The following is an 18,692-nucleotide window of genomic DNA, read 5'->3' on the forward strand; positions in this document are numbered from 1 at the left end:
CTCGCGCGTGGTGCCGTACTGCTCCATGTGGACCGAGGCCATCTGGGCGTAGACGCCCGAGAAGGTGGTCCCCGAGAGGCGCTCCCACTCGGTCTCCCCGGAGACGCCGAGCCAGTACTTCGTCGCGTCCGAACTCATGTCGGACATGACCTCGAAGCCGCCGGCGAGAACGACGTCCGCCATCCCCGACTTGACGGCTTGGACGGCCTGTCGCACGGCGAAGCCGCTGGCCGCGCAGGCGTTCTCGACGCGCGTCGTCGGCACGCCGTCGAGGCCGACGTGTTCGGTCACGGCCGGCCCGGAGAGGCCCAGCTGCCTGCCGCCGACGCCGAGAGTACCGACGAACGCCTCGTCGATGTCCCCGGCCTCGAGTCCCTTCGGTACGCTGTCCGTCGCCGCGTCGAACGCCGTNGCCGCCGACGCCGAGAGTACCGACGAACGCCTCGTCGATGTCCCCGGCCTCGAGTCCCTTCGGTACGCTGTCCGTCGCCGCGTCGAACGCCGTACGGAACAGGGACCGGTAGCTCTCCGCGGGGAAAGCCCCGTAGTCCGACTGTCCTGCGCCGACGAGATATGCGTCTCGCATACACACTGTTTAGTGAGCCGGATGAAATAAGTGCCCGATTCGCACGGCTCGCGCCAGATAGCCCGTTTCGAGCCCACCGTCACGGGCGACCCGGCGATGGTCCTGTTGGACGGGACCGGAGCCGACACGTCCCGGCTCAGTTTCGTCGCTCCTGAGACGCGACGCGGGATTCAAGCGTTTCGTTCCCGTACGCCGAATATGTCTCGTGCGGCCGACCTCGTGTCCGTCCTCGAGCGGATCGACTCGCTGGCGATCGTCTGTCACGACAATCCCGATCCGGACTGTCTCGCCAGCGCGCTCGCACTCGAGGCGATCGCGTCCGACCACGCGGTCGAGGACGTGACGATCACCTACGGCGGCGAGATTTCCCACCAGCAAAACCGTGCGTTCGTCAACTTACTCGAGATCAGTCTCCGGACACTCTCGGAGACGACGATCGAGGAGTACGACAGCGTGAGCTTCGTTGACCACACCAGACCGGGCGCGAACACCGAGGTCCCGGCAAGCGTCACTCCCGATGTCGTCATCGATCACCATCCAGGCGAGTCGGCCGGTGCCGCGTTCGAGGACGTTCGCGCCGACTACGGCGCGACGGCGACGATCTTCGTCGAGTACCTCCAGGAACTCGAGGTCGATCTGACGTCGCGGCTGGCTTCCGCGTTGCTCTTCGCGCTCCACCGCGAGCGGCTGGACTTCGTCCGCGAACCCACGCGACGGGAGTACGAGGCGGCGCTCGCGGTCTACCCCGACGCGGAACTCGAGATCCTAGAGCAACTGTACGGCAGCGCGTTCTCGCCGGGGACGCTGGACGCGATCGGACGGGCGATCGTCAGCCGCGAACGCCGAGGCTCGTCGCTCGTCGCGAGCGTGGGCAAGACCGGTGAAACCGACGCGTTGCCACAGGCGGCGGATTACCTACTCAATCTCGAGGGCGTCGATACGGTACTGGTCTACGGCGTCGTCGGCGACGCGATCCGGCTGAGCGGCCGTTCGATCGATCCGCGAGTCCACATGGGCGAGACGCTGGAGGCGGGCTTCGATACACTCGGTGCGGTCGGCGGTCACCACGACATGGCGGGCGGTCGAATCGAACTCGGTCTCTTCGCGGACGAAGGCGGGGACGAGGACGAACTGCTGTCCTTCGTGGGCGGACGACTCAGCCGCCGGTTTTTCGACGCGCTGAACCTCGACGAGTGACGCCGACGGGAATCACCGAGATGCTCAGAGCCGGCGGCAACGAGCGAGCGACTCGCCGACGCGGGTCCGCTAGTCGATATCGATCGAGTGTGCGTCGGTCGAGGGCTCGTGCTTCGGCAGTCGAATCGTCAGGATGCCGTTGTTGACGCTCGCTCGAACCGCATCGACGTCGACCGGCTCCGGCACCCGAATCTGACGGCTGAACGACTGCGTTTTCCGTTCGCGCCGAATGTACGTCTCCTCGTCGCCGCCGGTCTCTCGTCGCTGCTCCCGCTCGCCGGACACCGCCACTGTCTGCCCGGAGAGGCGCAACTCGAGGTCGTCGCTCTCGTACCCGGGGACGTCGACGGTGACGACGAACTCGTCACCCTCGTCCGTGAGGTCCAGACTCGTCTCGGCACCGCTCATCGAGAGATCGAGCTGACTTCGGGTGTCGACCTGCGATTCCCACGATCGGGCCGCCGTTTCGATCTGCCGGTTCAGTCGGTCGAGCAGGTCGTCGATACCGTCGAACGGACGCGGTCGGTCTGCCATGAGATCACCTCCCGAAGATAGGGCGTCGACGGCGAAAAAAGCCACCCTTGGTCACCGTGATGCTCCCACAGACGAACCTGTTAGCGCAGGGACTTGCGGCAGAACCGAGGGGTGGGCTGGTCGTTTTTACGCTCCTCGTCGTAGAGGGGGGTATGACGGACGCACTATTCGTCGTCAGCGAAGAAGGATACTGGGGAGAGGAATGCGTCGAGCCGCTCGAGACGCTCTCGAACGCGGGCGTCGAGATCACGGTCGCGACGCCGTCGGGGAGTCCGCCGGTCATCGACGAGCGGTCGCTCGACCCCGACGAGGTCGGCGAGGAGACCGCCGAACACGTCCGCGAAGTCCACGAGACCGACGAGCGACTGAACGATCCGATCCCGGTCGCACAGGCCGACGCCGAGGGGTACGACACCGTCGTCTTCCCCGGCGGCCACGGCACCGCGTGGGATATCAACCAGGACAAACACGCTCGCGAACTCCTCCGGGACATCGTCGAGGGTCACGGCAAGGCGCTCGTCGTCTGCCACGCCGTCGGCATGCTCGGGTTCGCCCGTGACAGCCACGGCGCGTTCATCGTCAACGGACGCGACGTGACCGGATTCCCCAACGAGTGGGAGGAGGGCATCGTCGACGAGGCCGATCGCATGCCTGACGGTCGCAAACTGCCCTACTGGACCGAAGACGAAGTGACAGCGGCCGGCGGCAACTGGGACGCCGAACTCGAGTCGGAGACCAGCGTCACCGTCGACGGCGACCTGATCACCGCCCGCGGGCCCGGTTCCTCGAGCGCGGCCGCCGAAACCCTCCTCGAGGAACTCGACGTCGAACTCGAGGCCTAAACGGACCGAGAGCCGATTCGCCGCGGTCGCTGTTCTTCGATCGAGGCGTCCGTCCCTGCGAGTCCGTTCCAGGCGGTCGCCGTGTCGCCGAACCAAGAGCACACGCCGAGTCGGCTGTGACGGTATGTGACCGCGTCTGAGCTCCGTTATTCGCCGTCGTAGACTCGCGTGTACTGCAAAACTAACCGGTCTTTCTCATCCGTGTCGGTCTCCACGGCAAAGACATCACCCCGCTCGATGTCGAACTCCCGGGTAATCGCCGCTGGAATGGAGAGATCCATCGTCGCGGTCCCTTTTCGCCCACGTACCTTCACAGTCTTCTTCACCATCGTACGTCCTGTTGGCGTCGATACGCAGATACACCTTTTTAGGTATATTGCGTACAATGTACATCGATGATTATTCTATTGACCTGTTCAAAATCCTTAAAACGCTTAGGCATCAACACACGATTGAAAACACGGGGAACGGCCCCAGCAAACCCGAAACCCATGATCGTACGCCAGATCCAGGGGAGTGATTCCCCGAGTCATACCGTCCTCCGCGCTGTCGCTACGGAAACGAATACACCAGTCCTGGAGCTCGAGCCGTTGTACGAGACGATCGACCCCGAGTCCCTCAATACACTCGTCACCGGTGATGCCGCTGTCCGCGTCGCATTCGACTACCAGGACTTCACAGTGACCGTTGATGCGGAGCGAGTGGTTCTCGAATGAGCCGGGTTTGCCTCCGTCGTGTGACGTATCACCCCGGTTTCCTGGTAGCCGTGTGTCGTTCCTTCCGATCGTCCCACCCAAGCCGAGTGCCACACTGAACACACAGCCGTCGTGCGCTCAGGTGTGCAGTGACGGTCCGTGGGTACGCTCTCCGTTGAACTCCGCTTCTGGACACCGCTTTCTCCATCCGAATCGTTCCGAGAACCTCGTCACGCGGCCTGCAACGACGGTTACGTCCGCCTGACGGCGACGATACTGGGACGTCCAAATCAGTCCCTTTTTACACGCAGACGGGGAACCACAATTCATGAGCTTCGAGGAAGACGATCGCGTCGTCCTACACGACGAGCACAGCGAGTTCGACGGCGAAACCGGCACCGTCTCCCAGACGATGGAGTCGATGTTCGGCGACGTTACCTACACCATCAGCTTCGACGACGGTCAGGAGGCCGGCGTCCCAGAGGACGATCTCGAGGCGGCTGCTGCCGACGACGCCGACGACGAGTAAACACCACTTGCGGCCCGGCCTCTCGAGTCCCGTCACCATCGCGCCCGCACTCACCACACCGACTTTCGAATCGCAGATGCCACAAATCCCGCTTCACTACGTCGATTTACGGACGTTCTGTTACGCCACCGAGGACGAAAAACGCGTCGAGGAAGCGCTTCGCACCTTCCTCCCCGACGGCGACGATGAGCCGTTCGAGATCGAGCGCACCGAGAGCGAAGGCCACTACGGCGACCGTATCCTCGTCCTCTCGGCCCGCGTCGAGAACGCCGACGATCTCCGACACGTCCTTTCGCGGCTGGCCGACCTCGAGCGCTTCGACGAACTGATGGACGAACTCGACGAACGGGTCACCGAGAACACCGAACTCTTCTTGCGACTCGACAAGCAGGCGGCCTTCGCGGGGGACGTCCGCCTCGGACAGGGAATCACCTTCCGCGGGAAGGTCGAGGCCTACCCGGCGAAGAAGGAACAAGCCGTCGAGAACGCCGAAACGGTTCTCGAGCGCCTGCGCGACCGGGAGTAAGCCTCGCCGATCGCTCCGAAGCGAACCGGCTCAGTCCGGTCTCCGAGAGCGAGTTCGACGCGTCTCAGCCCTCCCGGGGTGATCCCGTCTGATTCGACCGAACGTGATCGCCGGTTGCGAAGGGCTTTTGACTGGCCAGTCAGTAAGTTCGTGTAGAGATTTTCTGAATGACAGATGGGACGATTGACGATCTCATGGACGCAACGTACGGCGCGCTGTGCAAGCACGGCTACGCGGAGTTGACGATGCAGGACATCGCCGAGGAATCGAGCAAAAGCAAGGGAACCCTTCACTATCACTTCGAGGGGAAACAGGACCTCCTCGAGTCGTTTCTGGCGTTTCTCCTGAACAGGTTCGAGGAGCGGACGCGGACGATTCCCGGGGAGACGCCGACCGAGCGACTTCACGAGTTCCTCGATGAGTTGCTGACCCCGACCGACGAGGAGTCCGCAGAGGAGTTCCGGACGGCGATCCTCGAGATCAAGGCCCAGTCACCGTACAACGAGGCCTATCGGGAGCAACTGGCCGAGTTTGACAGGGCGCTCCACGAGCGTCTCACAAGCCTCATCGCGGACGGTCTCGAGGCCGGGGAGTTCCGCGCTGATGTCGATCCGGACGAGACGGCCGACTTCCTCGTCACGGTCTCGAACGGGACGGAGACGCGAGCGGCCGCGGTCGATCGGTCTCCGGAGCGAACGAAACGTCACGTCCACCAGTACATCGACGAATTCCTCCTGGCGGACGACACGGACACGACGGTCGACGACGAGATGGAGGCTGCCGAATGAGCCTCCTGGATCGGCTTTCCCGACTGTTTAGAACGGGTCTCCTGAATCGAATTTCCCGACTGTTCAAAGGTCGCGACGAGTTCGATCTCACCTCGGGCGGCATCGCGAAACCGCTGTTTTACCTGTCGCTGCCGATCATCGTGACGAATCTGCTGCAGACGGCCTACAACCTCATCGATACGTTCTGGCTCGGCCAGTACAATACCGAGGCGCTCGCGGCGATCAGCTTTGCGTTCCCGATGGTTTTCCTGCTCATCTCCGTCGGGATGGGGCTATCGGTCGCCGGTAGCGTCTTGGTTGCACAGCATATCGGTTCCGACGAGGAAGCCAAGGCCGAGTACGCTGCCTCCCAGACAGTCGCGCTGTCGCTGCTCGGCGCGTCGCTGCTGGGGCTCATCGGCTACGTTTTCGTCGAGGGACTGCTCGGACTCTTCGGCGCGTCACAGGACGTGTTACCGCTGGCGACCGACTACATGCAGGTTATCTCGCTGGGGATGCCGTTCATGTTCGGCTTCTTCGTCTTCATCGCGCTCATGCGGGGTTACGGCGACACGATCACGCCGATGCTGGTCATGTTCGGCTCCGTCCTGCTCAACGTCGTCCTCGACCCGTTCCTGATCTTCGGCTGGGGGCCGTTCCCGAGGTTAGGGATCGAGGGGGCGGCGATTGCGACGGTCTTCTCCCGTTCGCTCGCGCTCGTCGTCGGACTCGCGATCATGTTCCGCGGGACACGCGGGGTCAAGATTCGGCTCCAACAGATGCGTCCGGACCTCGCCTTTGCCGAAAAAATCGTCTCGATCGGCTTTCCCGCGTCCATCGAAGGCATGGGACGAGCCCTGTCGATCAACCTGCTGTTGGTGATCGTCGGCCTGTTCCCAACCCACGTCGTCGCCGCCTACGGCATCGGCACCCGCGTGTTCTCGGTCGTCTTCCTCCCGGCGATCGCGGTCGCCCGCGGCGTCGAGACGATGACCGGCCAGAACGTCGGGGCGGACAAACCGGACCGCGCGGCGGCCGCTGCCGACTTCGCCGCCCGAACCATGTTCCTCGTCCTCGGTGCGATGGGTATCGTCGCGTGGTTCGGCGCACGCCCCATCACCGCCGCCTTCACCAACGACGCCCAGGTCATCGAGGTGGGCGTTACCTTCCTCCGGTATGTCGCACCGTCTTTCGGCTTCATCGGCGTCATGCGGGCCTACAACGGTAGCTTCCGTGGAACCGGGAAAACACTCACCGCAGCGGCGATCGTCCTCGTCACGTACGCTGCCGTCCGGCTCCCGATCGCCTACTCCCTCTCGCAGACGACGATGGAGTACCGCGGCATCTGGATCGCCTTTGCCGTCTCGAACGTTGTCGGTGCCGGCCTCGCCTACGGCTGGTACCGACGGGGCACCTGGCGAGACGTCGCCGTCACCGAGGGCCCGTCGGGGCCGGCGATCGGTGACGACCTCGAGACCAGTACCGACGACTGACCGCCCTATCCAGTCAAGTGGCTGTGTGCCGTCACAGCCGACTGACCTCAGTTTCGAGAGGTGAGTCACCAGTGAGTCCACACCGGCAGGACCGACCGCGGGCCCCACGACACGTTCGACCGCCGGACGACGGGTGGCCGTAACGATGGTCGAAACCGTTTCCATCGATATCCTGAGCCTCCTCCTCGTTCTCTCGGTTGCGTGGGCGTTCGGTGCGATCGCCGAGCGCTTCGGCTATCCGACGATGATGGGCGAACTGGTCGCCGGCATCGCCTTCGGCCCCGCGCTGTTCGGACTCCTGCGCCCCTCGGAACTCCTCTCGGTCCTCTCCGAGCTCGGGGTATTCCTCCTGATGGTCTACGTCGGCATGGAGGTCGATCTGCGGGAACTGTTCGAATTCGGCCCTCAGTCCCTGCTGATCGCTTTCGGCGCGTTCGTCATTCCGTTCGGCCTCGGCTACGCGGCCGGCGTCTGGCTCGGCGTCTCCGTCGGCGCGGCGCTCTTTCTCGGACTCGCAATGGCCGCCACGTCGCTGGCTACGAAGTCCCGCATTCTCGCCGATCTCGAGCGGGGCGTTTTTGCCGCCTGCGCCTGCAGGGAGGAGTATGCAAGTCCACGTCGTGGGTGACGACCCGGTTCGCGAGGCGGTCGTCACCGCGCTCGATGACGTCGATATCGGTGTCCGCGAGGCCGAGCCGGCGGCGCTCACGGACGCCCGTTTCGCGGTCGTCAGCGACGTCGCCGGTTCGGCGACGTTCGACCGAGCGACCGAGGCCGCCCGCACGGGCGGAACGCCCTGGATCGCCGTCGAGATCGGCGGCGTCGGAGGCCACCCGATGCCGGACGTCGACGCCGCGATCACTGGATTCGCGCCTTCGACGGGGTGTTTCGACTGTCTGCGCGCCCGCGTCGCGTCGAACGTCGAAGAGCGGGCCGACGGGCCACAGGCCGACCGCAGCGAAGCGCGATTCGCCGGGGCGGTCGCCGGCCGGGAGTGCGTGCGCGTCCTCTCGGGCGACGAGCGATCGATCATGGGGCAGGTACTCGAGGTGCCCCACGCCCGACGCCGGCTGCTGCCTGTGCCTGGATGCGAGTGTGCCGACGGCGGCCGGGATCGCGCGCTCGACCGCGACGCCGCGTCGCTCACCCTCGACGCCGCTGTCGACCGCGCTGAGGGGGCGATCGACGACCGCGTCGGACCGATCACCAGTATCGGCGAGATCGAGTCGTTCCCGGCACCCTACTACCTGTCGACGGTCGCGGACACCGCCGCATACAGCGACGCGAGCGCACCGCGACAGGCGGCTGGCGTCGCGACCGACTGGAACGCAGCACTGATGAAAGCCGTCGGCGAGGGCCTCGAGCGCTACTGCGCCGGCGTCTACCGCGAGGCCGATTTCGTCCGCGCGAGCGAGGACGCCCTCGAGAACGCGGTCGCACCGACAGCCTTCGTTCGGCCAGCCGACGCGCCGGCCGATGACGGGCGCGACGACCGCCGGTGGGTTCCCGGCGAGGACCTCGTGACCGGCGAGACCGCGCACCTGCCCGCCGCGGCGGTGCAGTTCCCCCAGCCCGGCGCGTCGCCGCTCCCGGCGATCACGACCGGGCTGGGACTGGGCTCCTCGACCGTCGATGCGCTGCTTTCGGGGCTGACAGAAGTCATCGAGCGCGACGCGACGATGGTCGCGTGGTACTCGACGTTCGACCCCCTCGAACTGTCGGTCGAGACGGACGCCTTCGGCACGCTCGAGCGCCGTGCCCGGAGCGAGGGGCTGTCGGTGACGCCGCTGCTTGTCACACAGGACATCGACGTTCCCGTCGTCGCCGTCGCGGTTCATCGCGACCCGGACGGGCTCGAGGGGGACGGAGTCGGAGCCGACGACGACGCCTGGCCGGCATTCGCCGTCGGCTCGGCGGCCGGACTCGACGCCGCGGCGGCCGCGACATCGGCGCTCGAGGAGGCGCTCCAGAACTGGATGGAACTCCGCCATCTCGGACCGGCGGAGGCCGACGATGCCGGCGGGGAGATCGGCGAGTACGCCTCGTTCCCGGAGCGGGCGCGAGCGTTCGTCGACACCGAGCGGACAGTTCCGGCGGCGAGCGTCGGCCCCGATCCCGTGCCGACCGGCCGCGACCGGCTCGAGGCGCTGTGTTCGCGGACGGCCGATGTCGGACTGACGCCGTACGCCGCCCGGTTGACGACCCGCGATATCGACGACCTCGGGTTCGAAGCCGTCCGCGTCCTGGTTCCGGGCGCACAACCGCTGTTCACCGACGAGCCGTGCTTCGGCGAGCGAGCGCGGACGGTCCCGACGGCACTCGGCTTCGAACCGCGCCTCGAGCGGGCGTTCCATCCGTATCCCTGACGCGGTCGCCGATCCCGTCCGGTATCGTCGCCGCTGACCGTCACTGCACACCTGCTCGCAGGATGGCTGTGGGATGGCGTGTGAATCGGTTCAGTCAGTACTATCGCCGTCGGACGGGGGCTCGCGTTCGGTTGCCGGCGCGTCCCCGGTTCCCGACTCGCCGTCGCTCGGCTCGGATTCGTTCATCGCGGGGCCGGCCGATTCGGAGCCGTTCGTCACGGTTTCGTGCGGTTCGGGCTCGGCGGTCGGCCCCGGACCGTCCGCTTCCTCGCTCCGTTGGACATCCAAAATGAGATCGTCGTCGGTGATCCGTACGTTCACGAACGTCGTGTTCGGCGTGATCGTGACTTCCCTGAACGCCAACTCCTCGCCATCCCGGCCGTACTTGACCACGCGAAGTGTCTGCTCGACTGCATCGAGATGCGGGGGCGAGGCCGACTGGTTCGCCGTGATCGTGTAACTCTCGTCGTAGGTCCGCTGTTTCGTCCCGGGCTTGTACGCCTCGAGCGTGATATCGTAGTGGCGTTCAGCCTCACTGTGGATCTCGATGGGCACCAGCCCCTGGAAACTGCCCTGATAGTGCTCCTCGAGCGCCTCGAGACAGCCCGAGAGCCCGACGATCGCGCCCATCCCGGCGGTCCGAAGTACCGTACGGCGGTTCACGTGTGTGGCTCCGGGTCGGACGACTGTATGCGTTACTCTTCTTGGAACACGATCCGGCAGCGGACACAGTCGTAGACTACGTCAGTCATCGCCACCCATGGGACTTTTGTCTCGAGAGACGAACGACAACACATGGAGAAAGTCGCGATCGACGACGTCGACATCGAACGCAACCCCATGGATGTCCACTCGGTGAGACGGCCGGTCTCGGACGCGCTCGGCTTCTCGGATTTCGCGATGAACTACTTCGAACTCGAGCCCGGCGAGTCGTTCTCGGGCGGGATGCACACCCACTACGACCAGGAAGAAGTCTTCTACATACAGGCCGGGACCGCGACGTTCGACACTGACGACGGGACGGTCACGGTCGACGAGGGCGAGGTCATCCGGTTCGAGCCCGGCGACTTCCAGCACGGCTACAACGACGGCGACGGGAAGGTCGTCGGGTTCGCCTTCGGCGCGCCCAAGTCCAAACACGACTGGGACCAACTCGAGTCACTGGTCTACTGCCAGGACTGCGAGGCCGAGGTCGGCCACGGCCTCGACCTCACCGCCGACGGGGACTTCCGGCTGACCTGTACCGAGTGCGGACACGCGTTCGTGCCGCAGTAGCGGTCGCGCGGGTACGACCGACGGCGATCGAGTCCGGATCGTCCACACCTGTGTGACGCGTTCGGCTCCAGACCCCGCACGACACACCGAGCGAAACCGGGCCCGAAAGAGGGGAACGTTGTTGGTGTGGGGCCGCGATAATCGACGTATGGCTGCACAAGACAGTTCGAGTGCGGAGATCGACACGTCCCTCTTTATCACCGTCTCCGGGCCACCGGGCTGCGGTGCAACGACCCTCTGTGAGCGACTCGCCGATGCGATCGGCTGTCCGTACGTCTCGGGGGGCGACATCTTCCGCGAGCTTGCCGACGATCGGGAGATGAGCCTCAACCAACTGACCGCGAAGGCCGACGAGTCCGACGAGATCGACCGCGCGTTAGACCAGCGACTCCAACAGATCGCAGAGGAGTGGGGCATGGCCAACAAACCGTTCATCCTCGAGTCCCGGCTGGCTGGCTGGCTCGCCGGCGACCGCGCGGACCTGCGGATCTGGCTCGACGCCCCGGAACCCGTCCGCCTCGAGCGGATCGACGACCGCACGGAGACCGAGGCCGAGATGCGGGTTCGGGAAGTCAGCGAGGCGGGCCGCTACGAATCGTACTACGAGATCGACATCGGCGACCGCTCGTTCTACGATCTACACATCAACACCGCCCGCTGGAGCAAGGCCGGCGTGTTTACGCTGGCCCGAGCGGCGATCGAGGAGTACGATCCGGAACTCGACGAAGGCGCGTTCACCACCCCGTCGATGGACATCTAAGGCCGCCGGTCCGCGAGCCGTCACACTGTGTCCCTTCCAGCCGCGTGTGCCGTGCCGGATCGGTGTGTTAGTTGCTGTCGGGCGAGTAGTTCGGCGCTTCGTCGGTAATCACGACGTCGTGAGCGTGGCTTTCGGCCTGTCCGGCCGAGGAGACGCGGACGAACTCGCTGCGTTGCTTGAATTCGGGGATCGTCGCCGCACCAACGTAGCCCATGCCCGACTGCATGCCGCCGGCGAGCTGGTGGAGTTCGGATTTGAGCGTTCCCTTGTAGGGGGTCGCCGCTTCGACACCTTCGGGGACGTACTCGTCTTCCTCCTCGGGTTCGTCCTTGAGATAGCGGTCGCCGTCGCCGGATTTCATCGCACCGACCGACCCCATGCCGCGGTACTGTTTGTACTTCTTGCCGTTCATGGTGACGACGCGGCCGGGCGCTTCGTCGGTGCCGGCGAAGTACGAGCCAAGCATGACCGCGTCGGCACCGGCGGCGATCGCCTTGATCGCGTCGCCGGAGTAGCGGATACCGCCGTCCGCGATCACGGGCACGTCGTGTTCGGCGGCCACGTCTGCGACCTGCGCGACGGCCGTGATCTGTGGCATGCCCGAGCCCGAGACGACGCGGGTGGTACAGATCGATCCCGGTCCGATGCCGACCTTCAGCCCGTCGGCGAAGTCGACGAGGGCTTCGGCCGCTTCTCGCGTCCCGATGTTGCCCACGACGACGTCCGCGTCGACGGCGTCCGTAATCTCGCGGGCCCCCTCGATGACGTTCCGGTTGTGCGCGTGCGCGGTGTCGATAAAGATGATATCCGCACCGGCCTCGTCGGCGGCCGTCGCACGGTCCTGCTCGAACGGGCTGACGGCGACGCCACAGCGGAGGCGGCCGTCCTCGTCGCGGACGGCCTCCTTGTACTCGCGGCGCTGGAGGATGCCCTGCATTGTGACCAGTCCCACGAGGAGGTTCTCGTCGTCGACGACCGGAACGCGCTCGATCTTGTGATCGTACATCAACTCGAACGCGTCGCGGGAGTCGACGTCCTCGGGAGCCGTGATGACCTCGTCGGTCATCGCTTCGGTGACCGGATCGTCCTCGTTGACCTCGAGGTGGGGCCGAATGTCCGTACTCGAGATGATCCCCAGGACTTCGCCGTTGGTGTTGACGACGGGTGCGCCGCCGACGCCGTGGCGAGCCATCAGTTCGTCGACCTCGCGGACGGACATCTCCGGAGAAGCGGTGACGACCGAATCCAGCGGGATGATGAGTTCGTCGGCGCTCTTGACGCGACCGATCTCCTCGACCATCTCGTCAACGTTCATGTTGCGATGGAGCACGCCGAGACCGCCGTGGCGGGCCATTGCGATGGCCATGTCGCTCTCGGTGACGGTGTCCATCGCCGCCGAGAGGATCGGGACGGAGACCTCGACGTTTTTCGAGACGTTCGACGTGAGGTCAGCGTCGTCGGGTTCGACGCGACTCTCCTTGGGGCGGAGAAGGACATCGTCGAACGTTAGCGCTTCCGGTACCTGCAGTTTCGAAGAATAGGGCTCGTGCTCGGGAACGTCGTTCGCCATGTAAACCGTCAGACCCCCCGGGCAAAAAGCGTTGCGAGATATCCGCGGGTGTCAACGGTTGACGCCCCCAGAAACGGGTACTGCTGCCCGCTAGCACCTGGACCCGCGATCCCGTTTTGGACGGCCGTCCCCCTCGAGCGGACGGCTTCCTTCCTGATCTTTCGTGTGCGAATGAGAACCATTGTGTCTGCCTGGACGCGGGGCAATCTCGGTTACGAGTGCCCACATCCGAGTCAGACCTGTTCATTTCCGTTCGGATCTGGCCGCCGCTGTCGAAACGCTACCGGATCGTGAAATGGTGTCCCACGCAACGTTTATTGACAATCCACCCATCTGTCGGAGTATGTTCGCTGTGAGTGCAGCCGACGCCCGAACCGCTGGCCGGATGAGTGCCGCCTCCGTTGCCACTTTCGGGAATTTTACACAGAAACTCACAGCTCGAGGCCTTCTTCCCACTCCGATCGACTGGCGTCCGGACCGATCGGGACGGGATTGTCCATCATATCACCCGCAGGCCTCGGGTCATGGCCATCGACTCTGATCGATGAGTACGTCACAACACCCAGTCGCGCTCCAGATGGAGCGTATCATCGGGGGTAACGCCAGGCTCCTCGCGCTGGTCATGATGCTGCCGCTAGTCGACGGCGTCTTCCCCGCGTTGATCCTGGCCGGGGCGCTCAACCAACCGCTCGATGCGATTCAGATCGGGCTATTGATCTTCGGCGGGAGCGCCACCGTCGCCGTGATCCTTGCGGAGATGGACGGGACGCCCCGCGAGCAGGCGGCGGTCGTCCTGCTCGTTGGTATCCCACTGATACTGCTGTCGGCAGTTCAGGCCGCGCTCGCGCCGGCGATCGAGAGCGTGATCGATATCGTCATCTTCGAGCGGTTCGCGGCGCTGGTGATCGCCGCCATCGCGGCCAAGACCGCCAGCGCGACGATCGGCGACTACCTCCCCAACCCCGCCGTCATCATCGGGCTGGGGCTGGTCGCGAGTCTCGAGCCCTCCGGGGCGACGTTCTCGCTGATGACCGAGCCTGCACTCGTGGCCAACGCGACGCTGGCCGCGGCCGTCGGCGTCGCCTTCGCGCTGGCCATCGCGCTGACTGGGCCGTACCTGCGGGAGTACATGGACATCGACCGGTTCCGCTTCGGGAGTGCCGTCGCGCTCGGCCTGCTCCCGCCGTCCCTACTCTGGATGGCCTTCGGGCAGGCCCCGCTGGTCGCCCTGCTCGTCGCCGCCCTGTTCGCCGTCGAGTTCCCGTTCCGGGAGTCCGACGACGCCGACTCGGGCCCCGAGCCGGACGCCGACGTAGACGACACGACCGCGCGGATGGGCGCGGTGACCGACGGCGGGGGCGCAAGCGCCTCGAGCGAGCCGCCGGCCGCGGAGCGCGACGAGGAGCCGAACGCGTATCCGGGCGACGATGGGACGGACACCGCGGGACGGGCCCCGTGGCTGTAGGGCGATTCCGGTCCGAATCGAAACCACTTTACGGTACATCCCCCAACTGGGACTCGAGGGGTCGTGGCCAAGCCAGGCATGGCGGCTGACTCCAGAGGCAACGCGCCCGGGACGACACTCCAGACTGATATACTGATCGGGCACCTGATCAGTGCTCGTGTGATGACCCTCTGGAGTTCCGAGGCGCACCGGAGATATCAGTAGATCGGGGGTTCAAATCCCTCCGACCCCATTCTCATCTTAACTTTAACGTAACCCTTCAGAGAGAAAGATCTTGGAGAATACCCTATTTTTCGGGGTGGTGCGCATGACGGTTTTCGAGCGCACCGAGTATACTCGATACTTCAGTTATCGGTGCCGTCACCCATGGTGTCGATGGCAATGCCTCAATCGAGCGGACGACTTCGTCATCTGGGGACGAGTCTGTCACGATCACCACATCTCATCGACGGTGGCGACTTCCGTGATCGGCTGTACCCTGCTCTCCAGTTACTGACGATCGCTCTCGAGGACCGCGGGCTCGTCGAGTGTGCTATACCAGGGGCCACAGAAGCGGCCGAAGCTCCTCCTTGTGGAGGCTGAGGCTGCTGCCCTCTATGTAGTTTGTCTGAAGCAGTTTTACTCGGCGAACTCGATATTGGTGTATTTGAAGGGGTACGTTCTCACGCCTTCCTCGCTGCAGTAGTCGGCTAACTCCCTTACGGGCGTTTGTTTCCAATCAGAGCCGTTCTCAGTCAGTTGCTCAACGAATACAACGTTGACTGCTTCGTATCCCCTCTCTTCTGGATCAAGTCGCTCCGTCACAAGGCCAGTGTTGGGATCTTCGTCTTCTGTCTTGACGACACGATCTCCTGGCTCAAAGGGATTCTTCGCTAACTCCAGATTCGAGTACTTATACGGATACGTCCGTATGTTCTGATCGTCGCAGTACGATGCAAGCTTAGCGGGGTGGATCTCTCTCCAATCCCCTGGTCCCTCATCCAGTTGCGGAACGAACGCTACGTTGACCGCTTCATAGCTTAACTTCTCTGGCGGCAATCGCTCAATCACAACGGCAGTGTCCGAATCCTCCTCTTCTCCCTTCACGACCCGATCGCCAGGTGTGAATGGATTCTTCGGGTTCTGCTTCATTTGAGCAGTGCTCGGCCCGAGTTCGATCAGTTCGTTCATCGGTCGCGCAGCGAGGTGGTCCAGTTTGTCCGGCTCGTCGCCAGAATATTCCTCCTGCGTTTCCGCCTTCGATTTCAGCGTCTCTACGCGCTCCCAGCCGAGTAGAATCAGGGCATCTTCGTTATCCCGATGCCACGCCATCACGATGATATCATCTTGGTCATCCGTCTCGAGCATTCGCTCTGGAAGAAATGCAGAGACGTCACGCGAAGTCTTCACATCTATCTCATAGCCGAAGACCTCGAAGTCATAACCAGAGAAGCTTTCTGGATTACATCTCCGCATAGCATATTCGTTTTCCCAGTCCCACATTTCGACAGGGATAAATTCTCGACAGAACCGTTCGAATGCCATTTCCCCTAGGTTTCCAATTCGTTTCACGTCAACGTCGCCTGCGTTCGTTTCCGTGACCTGTTTGAGTGCCTGGTGATGCGCACGCTCCTGGTCGATCTCGTCGGGAGTATATCGGTACATACTATCGGAGATAACTGCTGAATCTGGTTGGCCAGATAAAAAGTCTACCTATCATCGGTCTTCCTCGTGCCACAACTGCTCTGACCGACTCTGCCACCCACCGACCAACCCAGTATGGTCGGGTCCGGATCGTCACCAGTTCGCTAAACCAGAGGCCATAGAAGCGGTCTCAGCCCTCGCCAGCAGGACCCTCGGCCGCTTCTAATTAGTAGATACGAACAGTCCACTCTGTTGAATCGGTGCTGAGTCACGCGGTTCACACAGTCGGTCACTGTTGATAATGGCGACTGTCGGGACGTTTTCACGGAACTTCGATACCAGCCAAGCGCTCGCACGGCATCGCCGAGCGCTTCCTGACCGCTGGTGGACTCGCCCGAAACTGTTAGGCTCATCCACACGTCAGCGGACGGTAATGGCTTCCCTCACAGCGTCGGCGATCGGAACGGTCACTGCAGCCGCGATCTCCGGTCTCGATCTGGTCGTCTTGCTCGGTCTCCTACACGTATGGGGGCTCGTTGTCGGGATCGACGCCGCCAACGACAACGTGCTGTCGGGACTCGACTGGGCCAGACGCCGGTTCCACGTCGGCACACGATTGTATGCACTCCTCATGCTCGGTGCGACAGTCGTCGTCTGGCTGCCGTTTGCCGTCGGTTCGTACCCGTTCTTCGGAGCCGGTCCCGTCGGCGGATCGCAGCGCGTTATCGTCCCCATCGCCGTCGGTGGCCTACTGGTCGGCAGCGGGTGGTATTTCCTCGGCGGGCTGCTCACGACGCTCCGTTCCTATGTCTCCCTTCGGCGGGCGACCGTCACCGACGCCGGTGCCGTCGAAGGCGGGCTCGTCGCCGTCTCCGGACGCGTCGCTCCGCTCCGCGAGCCGCTCGAGGCACCCCTCACTGGCTGTGACGCGGTCTGGTATCAACTCACGGTGACGACGCTCCGCTCGGCTGATGACGAAGACTGGCCCGGGGGCGCTGCCGACTCACTGCTTCGGAGCGTCATGACGTACTCGACCGATCCGCCCCGTCTGCTCGCGGATCGGCGGACCCCGTTCGCCATCGAAACCGATACCGGCCGAGTCGTCGTCGATCCCACGGCGGCGGCGGCGTGCCGACTCGAGCGGACGGCGTCGAGACGGATCGCCGCCGACGAGCGTCCGCCGGAACCGCTCGCGAGTCGGCTCCGGGAGGCGGCCGACTTCGAGATCAGTGACCGTGATCGGTGCTACCGCGAGGGGGCCCTCGCGGTCGGCGAGACGGCAACCGTACTGGGCGTCGTCGACTCCGCGGACGGCAAGGGGTCGATCGCCGCGACCGACGACTGGCGCACCGATTTCATTGTCGCTTCCGGGAGCACCCGGGAGGTTGCTCGAGCCCTGCGAGAGACGATCAGTGGCTGTGCCCTCGCCGCGGTCGTCTTGATCGGCAGCGGGACCGCCCTCCTGTGGTGGTTCGCTGGACACGGCCTCCCGTGAACTCGTCGAAAGAAACTGAGATCGGAGCATCAGGCGGTCGGAGTGTCCGCAGTGAGCGACAGCCGAATGGGCCGCCAAGTTGTCCGACTGGAACCGGTTCCTAATACCGTCTCGATAACCGACCCCGCGGGAACTAGTCGAGGGTCATGAGGTGCTCGAGTACGTCGTCGAGCGGGGCCGAGGTGACCGCCAGCGAGTAGCCGTCGATGCGCGCGAGTTCCCGCGCGTGGTCCCAGAGGTCCGCCTCTTCGAGCCCGTGAAGGATCACGGCGTTCGGCGTCGGATTGACGACCCGCAGCGCGATGCCGACGCCCTCACCCTGCGTGACGTTCGTGAACACGAGGACGCGGTTCGTACTCTGCCCGTAGAGGCGAAAGAACTCCTCGCTCGAGAGGCGGGTGATCGCCTCGATGCTGTCGATGACGGTGTGGCCGCTGACCTGCTCGGTCCCGCTCGAGGCCACTTCGGTCGCCTCGAGATCGTCGTACAGTCGCGTGAGGGGAAGCGAGGTGGCGTACTCCCGGAGGTCGTAGACGACATCGCTCTCGAAGCCAGCCGAGAGGACGCGGCCGTACTGTCGAATGCGCTCCCCGCCGCGGCGTTCGTCGATCGCGAGCATCCCCTCGACGAGTCGCCCGACGACGCCGATACCGGGGCTCTCCCGGCGGCCGCTCTCGTAGTCGGAGATGACCGACGACGAGACATCGAGTTCGGCCGCGAGATCGGTCTGTGAGACGTCGAAGTCGGTCCGCCACTTCCGAAGCGTCGCACCGGGGTCCTCACTCAGCGTGATCTCCCCGGCGATTTTCTCCGCGAGTTCCCGTTTCGGTCCGCGTCCGCTCATACCCGACCGTCTCCCGGTCGATGCAAGTAGCTACCGGAGACCGACCGCCCGTCAGGACCGAGAGTCGACGCTCGGTTCCGACTCGAGCGACCCAACAGTCAAGCCCTCGCGGTTCGAGTCCGCGG

General features: G+C 64.4%; 18 protein-coding genes, 1 tRNA gene and 2 pseudogenes. 14 read left to right on the forward strand and 7 right to left on the reverse strand.

Features of this window, described 5'->3' with window-relative positions; all coding sequences use genetic code 11:
- Positions 1-586, reverse strand: a pseudogene (locus C486_RS00940) (thiolase family protein); the annotation flags it as partial.
- 198 nt (positions 587-784) lie between these two features.
- On the opposite strand from C486_RS00940, the gene C486_RS00945 reads away from it, so the two are divergent.
- Positions 785-1,783 (forward strand): DHH family phosphoesterase, encoded by a 999-nt coding sequence (locus C486_RS00945; protein WP_049910030.1) that lies wholly within the window; start codon positions 785-787, stop codon positions 1,781-1,783.
- A gap of 69 nt (positions 1,784-1,852) precedes the next feature.
- Here C486_RS00945 and C486_RS00950 read toward each other — a convergent pair whose 3' ends face one another.
- On the reverse strand, positions 1,853-2,317 hold the full coding sequence (locus tag C486_RS00950; protein ID WP_008452025.1) for an Hsp20/alpha crystallin family protein: 465 nt from the start codon (positions 2,315-2,317) through the stop codon (positions 1,853-1,855).
- A 152-nt stretch (positions 2,318-2,469) separates the two neighbouring features.
- On the opposite strand from C486_RS00950, the gene C486_RS00955 reads away from it, so the two are divergent.
- Positions 2,470-3,159, forward strand: coding sequence for a type 1 glutamine amidotransferase domain-containing protein (locus tag C486_RS00955; RefSeq protein WP_008452027.1), 690 nt, complete (start codon positions 2,470-2,472; stop codon positions 3,157-3,159).
- Positions 3,160-3,305: 146 nt separating this feature from the next.
- Here the strand turns inward: C486_RS00955 and C486_RS00960 are convergent, their stop codons facing one another.
- Positions 3,306-3,488: a hypothetical protein gene (locus tag C486_RS00960; protein ID WP_008452030.1), complete on the reverse strand. Its 183-nt coding sequence runs from the start codon at positions 3,486-3,488 to the stop codon at positions 3,306-3,308.
- A gap of 162 nt (positions 3,489-3,650) precedes the next feature.
- Here C486_RS00960 and C486_RS00965 point away from each other — a divergent pair, with 162 nt between their 5' ends.
- The 7 genes and pseudogenes from C486_RS00965 (at position 3,651) to C486_RS00995 (ending at position 9,535) form a co-directional block, all read left to right on the forward strand.
- On the forward strand, positions 3,651-3,875 hold the full coding sequence (locus C486_RS00965; RefSeq protein ID WP_008452031.1) for a HalOD1 output domain-containing protein: 225 nt from the start codon (positions 3,651-3,653) through the stop codon (positions 3,873-3,875).
- Between the two features lie 307 nt (positions 3,876-4,182).
- Positions 4,183-4,383 carry a hypothetical protein gene (locus tag C486_RS00970; RefSeq protein WP_008452033.1) on the forward strand — a complete coding sequence of 67 codons (201 nt, stop codon included), beginning with the start codon at positions 4,183-4,185 and terminating at the stop codon, positions 4,381-4,383.
- A 76-nt stretch (positions 4,384-4,459) separates the two neighbouring features.
- Entirely contained in the window at positions 4,460-4,909 is a 450-nt protein-coding gene (locus tag C486_RS00975) for an RNA-binding protein (protein ID WP_008452035.1), read from the forward strand.
- Between the two features lie 194 nt (positions 4,910-5,103).
- Entirely contained in the window at positions 5,104-5,697 is a 594-nt protein-coding gene (locus C486_RS00980) for a TetR/AcrR family transcriptional regulator (protein ID WP_008452036.1), read from the forward strand.
- Positions 5,694-7,169 carry an MATE family efflux transporter gene (locus tag C486_RS00985; RefSeq protein ID WP_008452038.1) on the forward strand — a complete coding sequence of 492 codons (1,476 nt, stop codon included), beginning with the start codon at positions 5,694-5,696 and terminating at the stop codon, positions 7,167-7,169. Before C486_RS00980 ends, C486_RS00985 begins: the two co-directional genes overlap by 4 nt.
- Positions 7,170-7,314: 145 nt before the next feature.
- Positions 7,315-7,737, forward strand: a pseudogene (locus tag C486_RS00990) (cation:proton antiporter); the annotation flags it as partial.
- Between the two features lie 37 nt (positions 7,738-7,774).
- Entirely contained in the window at positions 7,775-9,535 is a 1,761-nt protein-coding gene (locus C486_RS00995; RefSeq protein WP_008452042.1) for a YcaO-like family protein, read from the forward strand.
- 90 nt (positions 9,536-9,625) lie between these two features.
- Here the strand turns inward: C486_RS00995 and C486_RS01000 are convergent, their stop codons facing one another.
- On the reverse strand, positions 9,626-10,165 hold the full coding sequence (locus C486_RS01000) for a hypothetical protein (RefSeq protein WP_008452044.1): 540 nt from the start codon (positions 10,163-10,165) through the stop codon (positions 9,626-9,628).
- 165 nt (positions 10,166-10,330) lie between these two features.
- Here C486_RS01000 and C486_RS01005 point away from each other — a divergent pair, with 165 nt between their 5' ends.
- Positions 10,331-10,810: a cupin domain-containing protein gene (locus C486_RS01005; protein ID WP_008452045.1), complete on the forward strand. Its 480-nt coding sequence runs from the start codon at positions 10,331-10,333 to the stop codon at positions 10,808-10,810.
- Between the two features lie 148 nt (positions 10,811-10,958).
- Positions 10,959-11,570, forward strand: a complete 612-nt coding sequence (cmk, locus tag C486_RS01010) for a (d)CMP kinase (RefSeq protein ID WP_008452047.1) — start codon at positions 10,959-10,961, stop codon at positions 11,568-11,570.
- Positions 11,571-11,637: 67 nt separating this feature from the next.
- Here cmk and guaB read toward each other — a convergent pair whose 3' ends face one another.
- A complete protein-coding gene (gene guaB / locus C486_RS01015; protein ID WP_008452048.1) occupies positions 11,638-13,140 on the reverse strand; it encodes an IMP dehydrogenase in 1,503 nt (500 codons plus the stop codon).
- A 544-nt stretch (positions 13,141-13,684) separates the two neighbouring features.
- Here guaB and C486_RS01020 point away from each other — a divergent pair.
- Positions 13,685-14,605, forward strand: coding sequence for a DUF5794 domain-containing protein (locus C486_RS01020; RefSeq protein ID WP_008452053.1), 921 nt, complete (start codon positions 13,685-13,687; stop codon positions 14,603-14,605).
- Between the two features lie 57 nt (positions 14,606-14,662).
- Positions 14,663-14,837, forward strand: a tRNA-Trp gene (locus tag C486_RS20710).
- Positions 14,838-15,223: 386 nt separating this feature from the next.
- On the opposite strand, the gene C486_RS01025 is transcribed toward C486_RS20710, so the two are convergent.
- A complete protein-coding gene (locus C486_RS01025) occupies positions 15,224-16,249 on the reverse strand; it encodes a hypothetical protein (protein ID WP_008452056.1) in 1,026 nt (341 codons plus the stop codon).
- A 412-nt stretch (positions 16,250-16,661) separates the two neighbouring features.
- Between C486_RS01025 and C486_RS01030 the strand changes: the two genes are divergently transcribed.
- Entirely contained in the window at positions 16,662-17,723 is a 1,062-nt protein-coding gene (locus tag C486_RS01030) for a GIDE domain-containing protein (RefSeq protein ID WP_008452057.1), read from the forward strand.
- Positions 17,724-17,856: 133 nt separating this feature from the next.
- Here the strand turns inward: C486_RS01030 and C486_RS01035 are convergent, their stop codons facing one another.
- Positions 17,857-18,567, reverse strand: coding sequence for a helix-turn-helix domain-containing protein (locus C486_RS01035; protein ID WP_008452058.1), 711 nt, complete (start codon positions 18,565-18,567; stop codon positions 17,857-17,859).
- Positions 18,568-18,692: the final 125 nt, after the last annotated feature.

The organism is Natrinema gari JCM 14663, assembly GCF_000337175.1.
In the GTDB taxonomy this organism is placed as follows: Archaea; Halobacteriota; Halobacteria; order Halobacteriales; family Natrialbaceae; genus Natrinema; species Natrinema gari.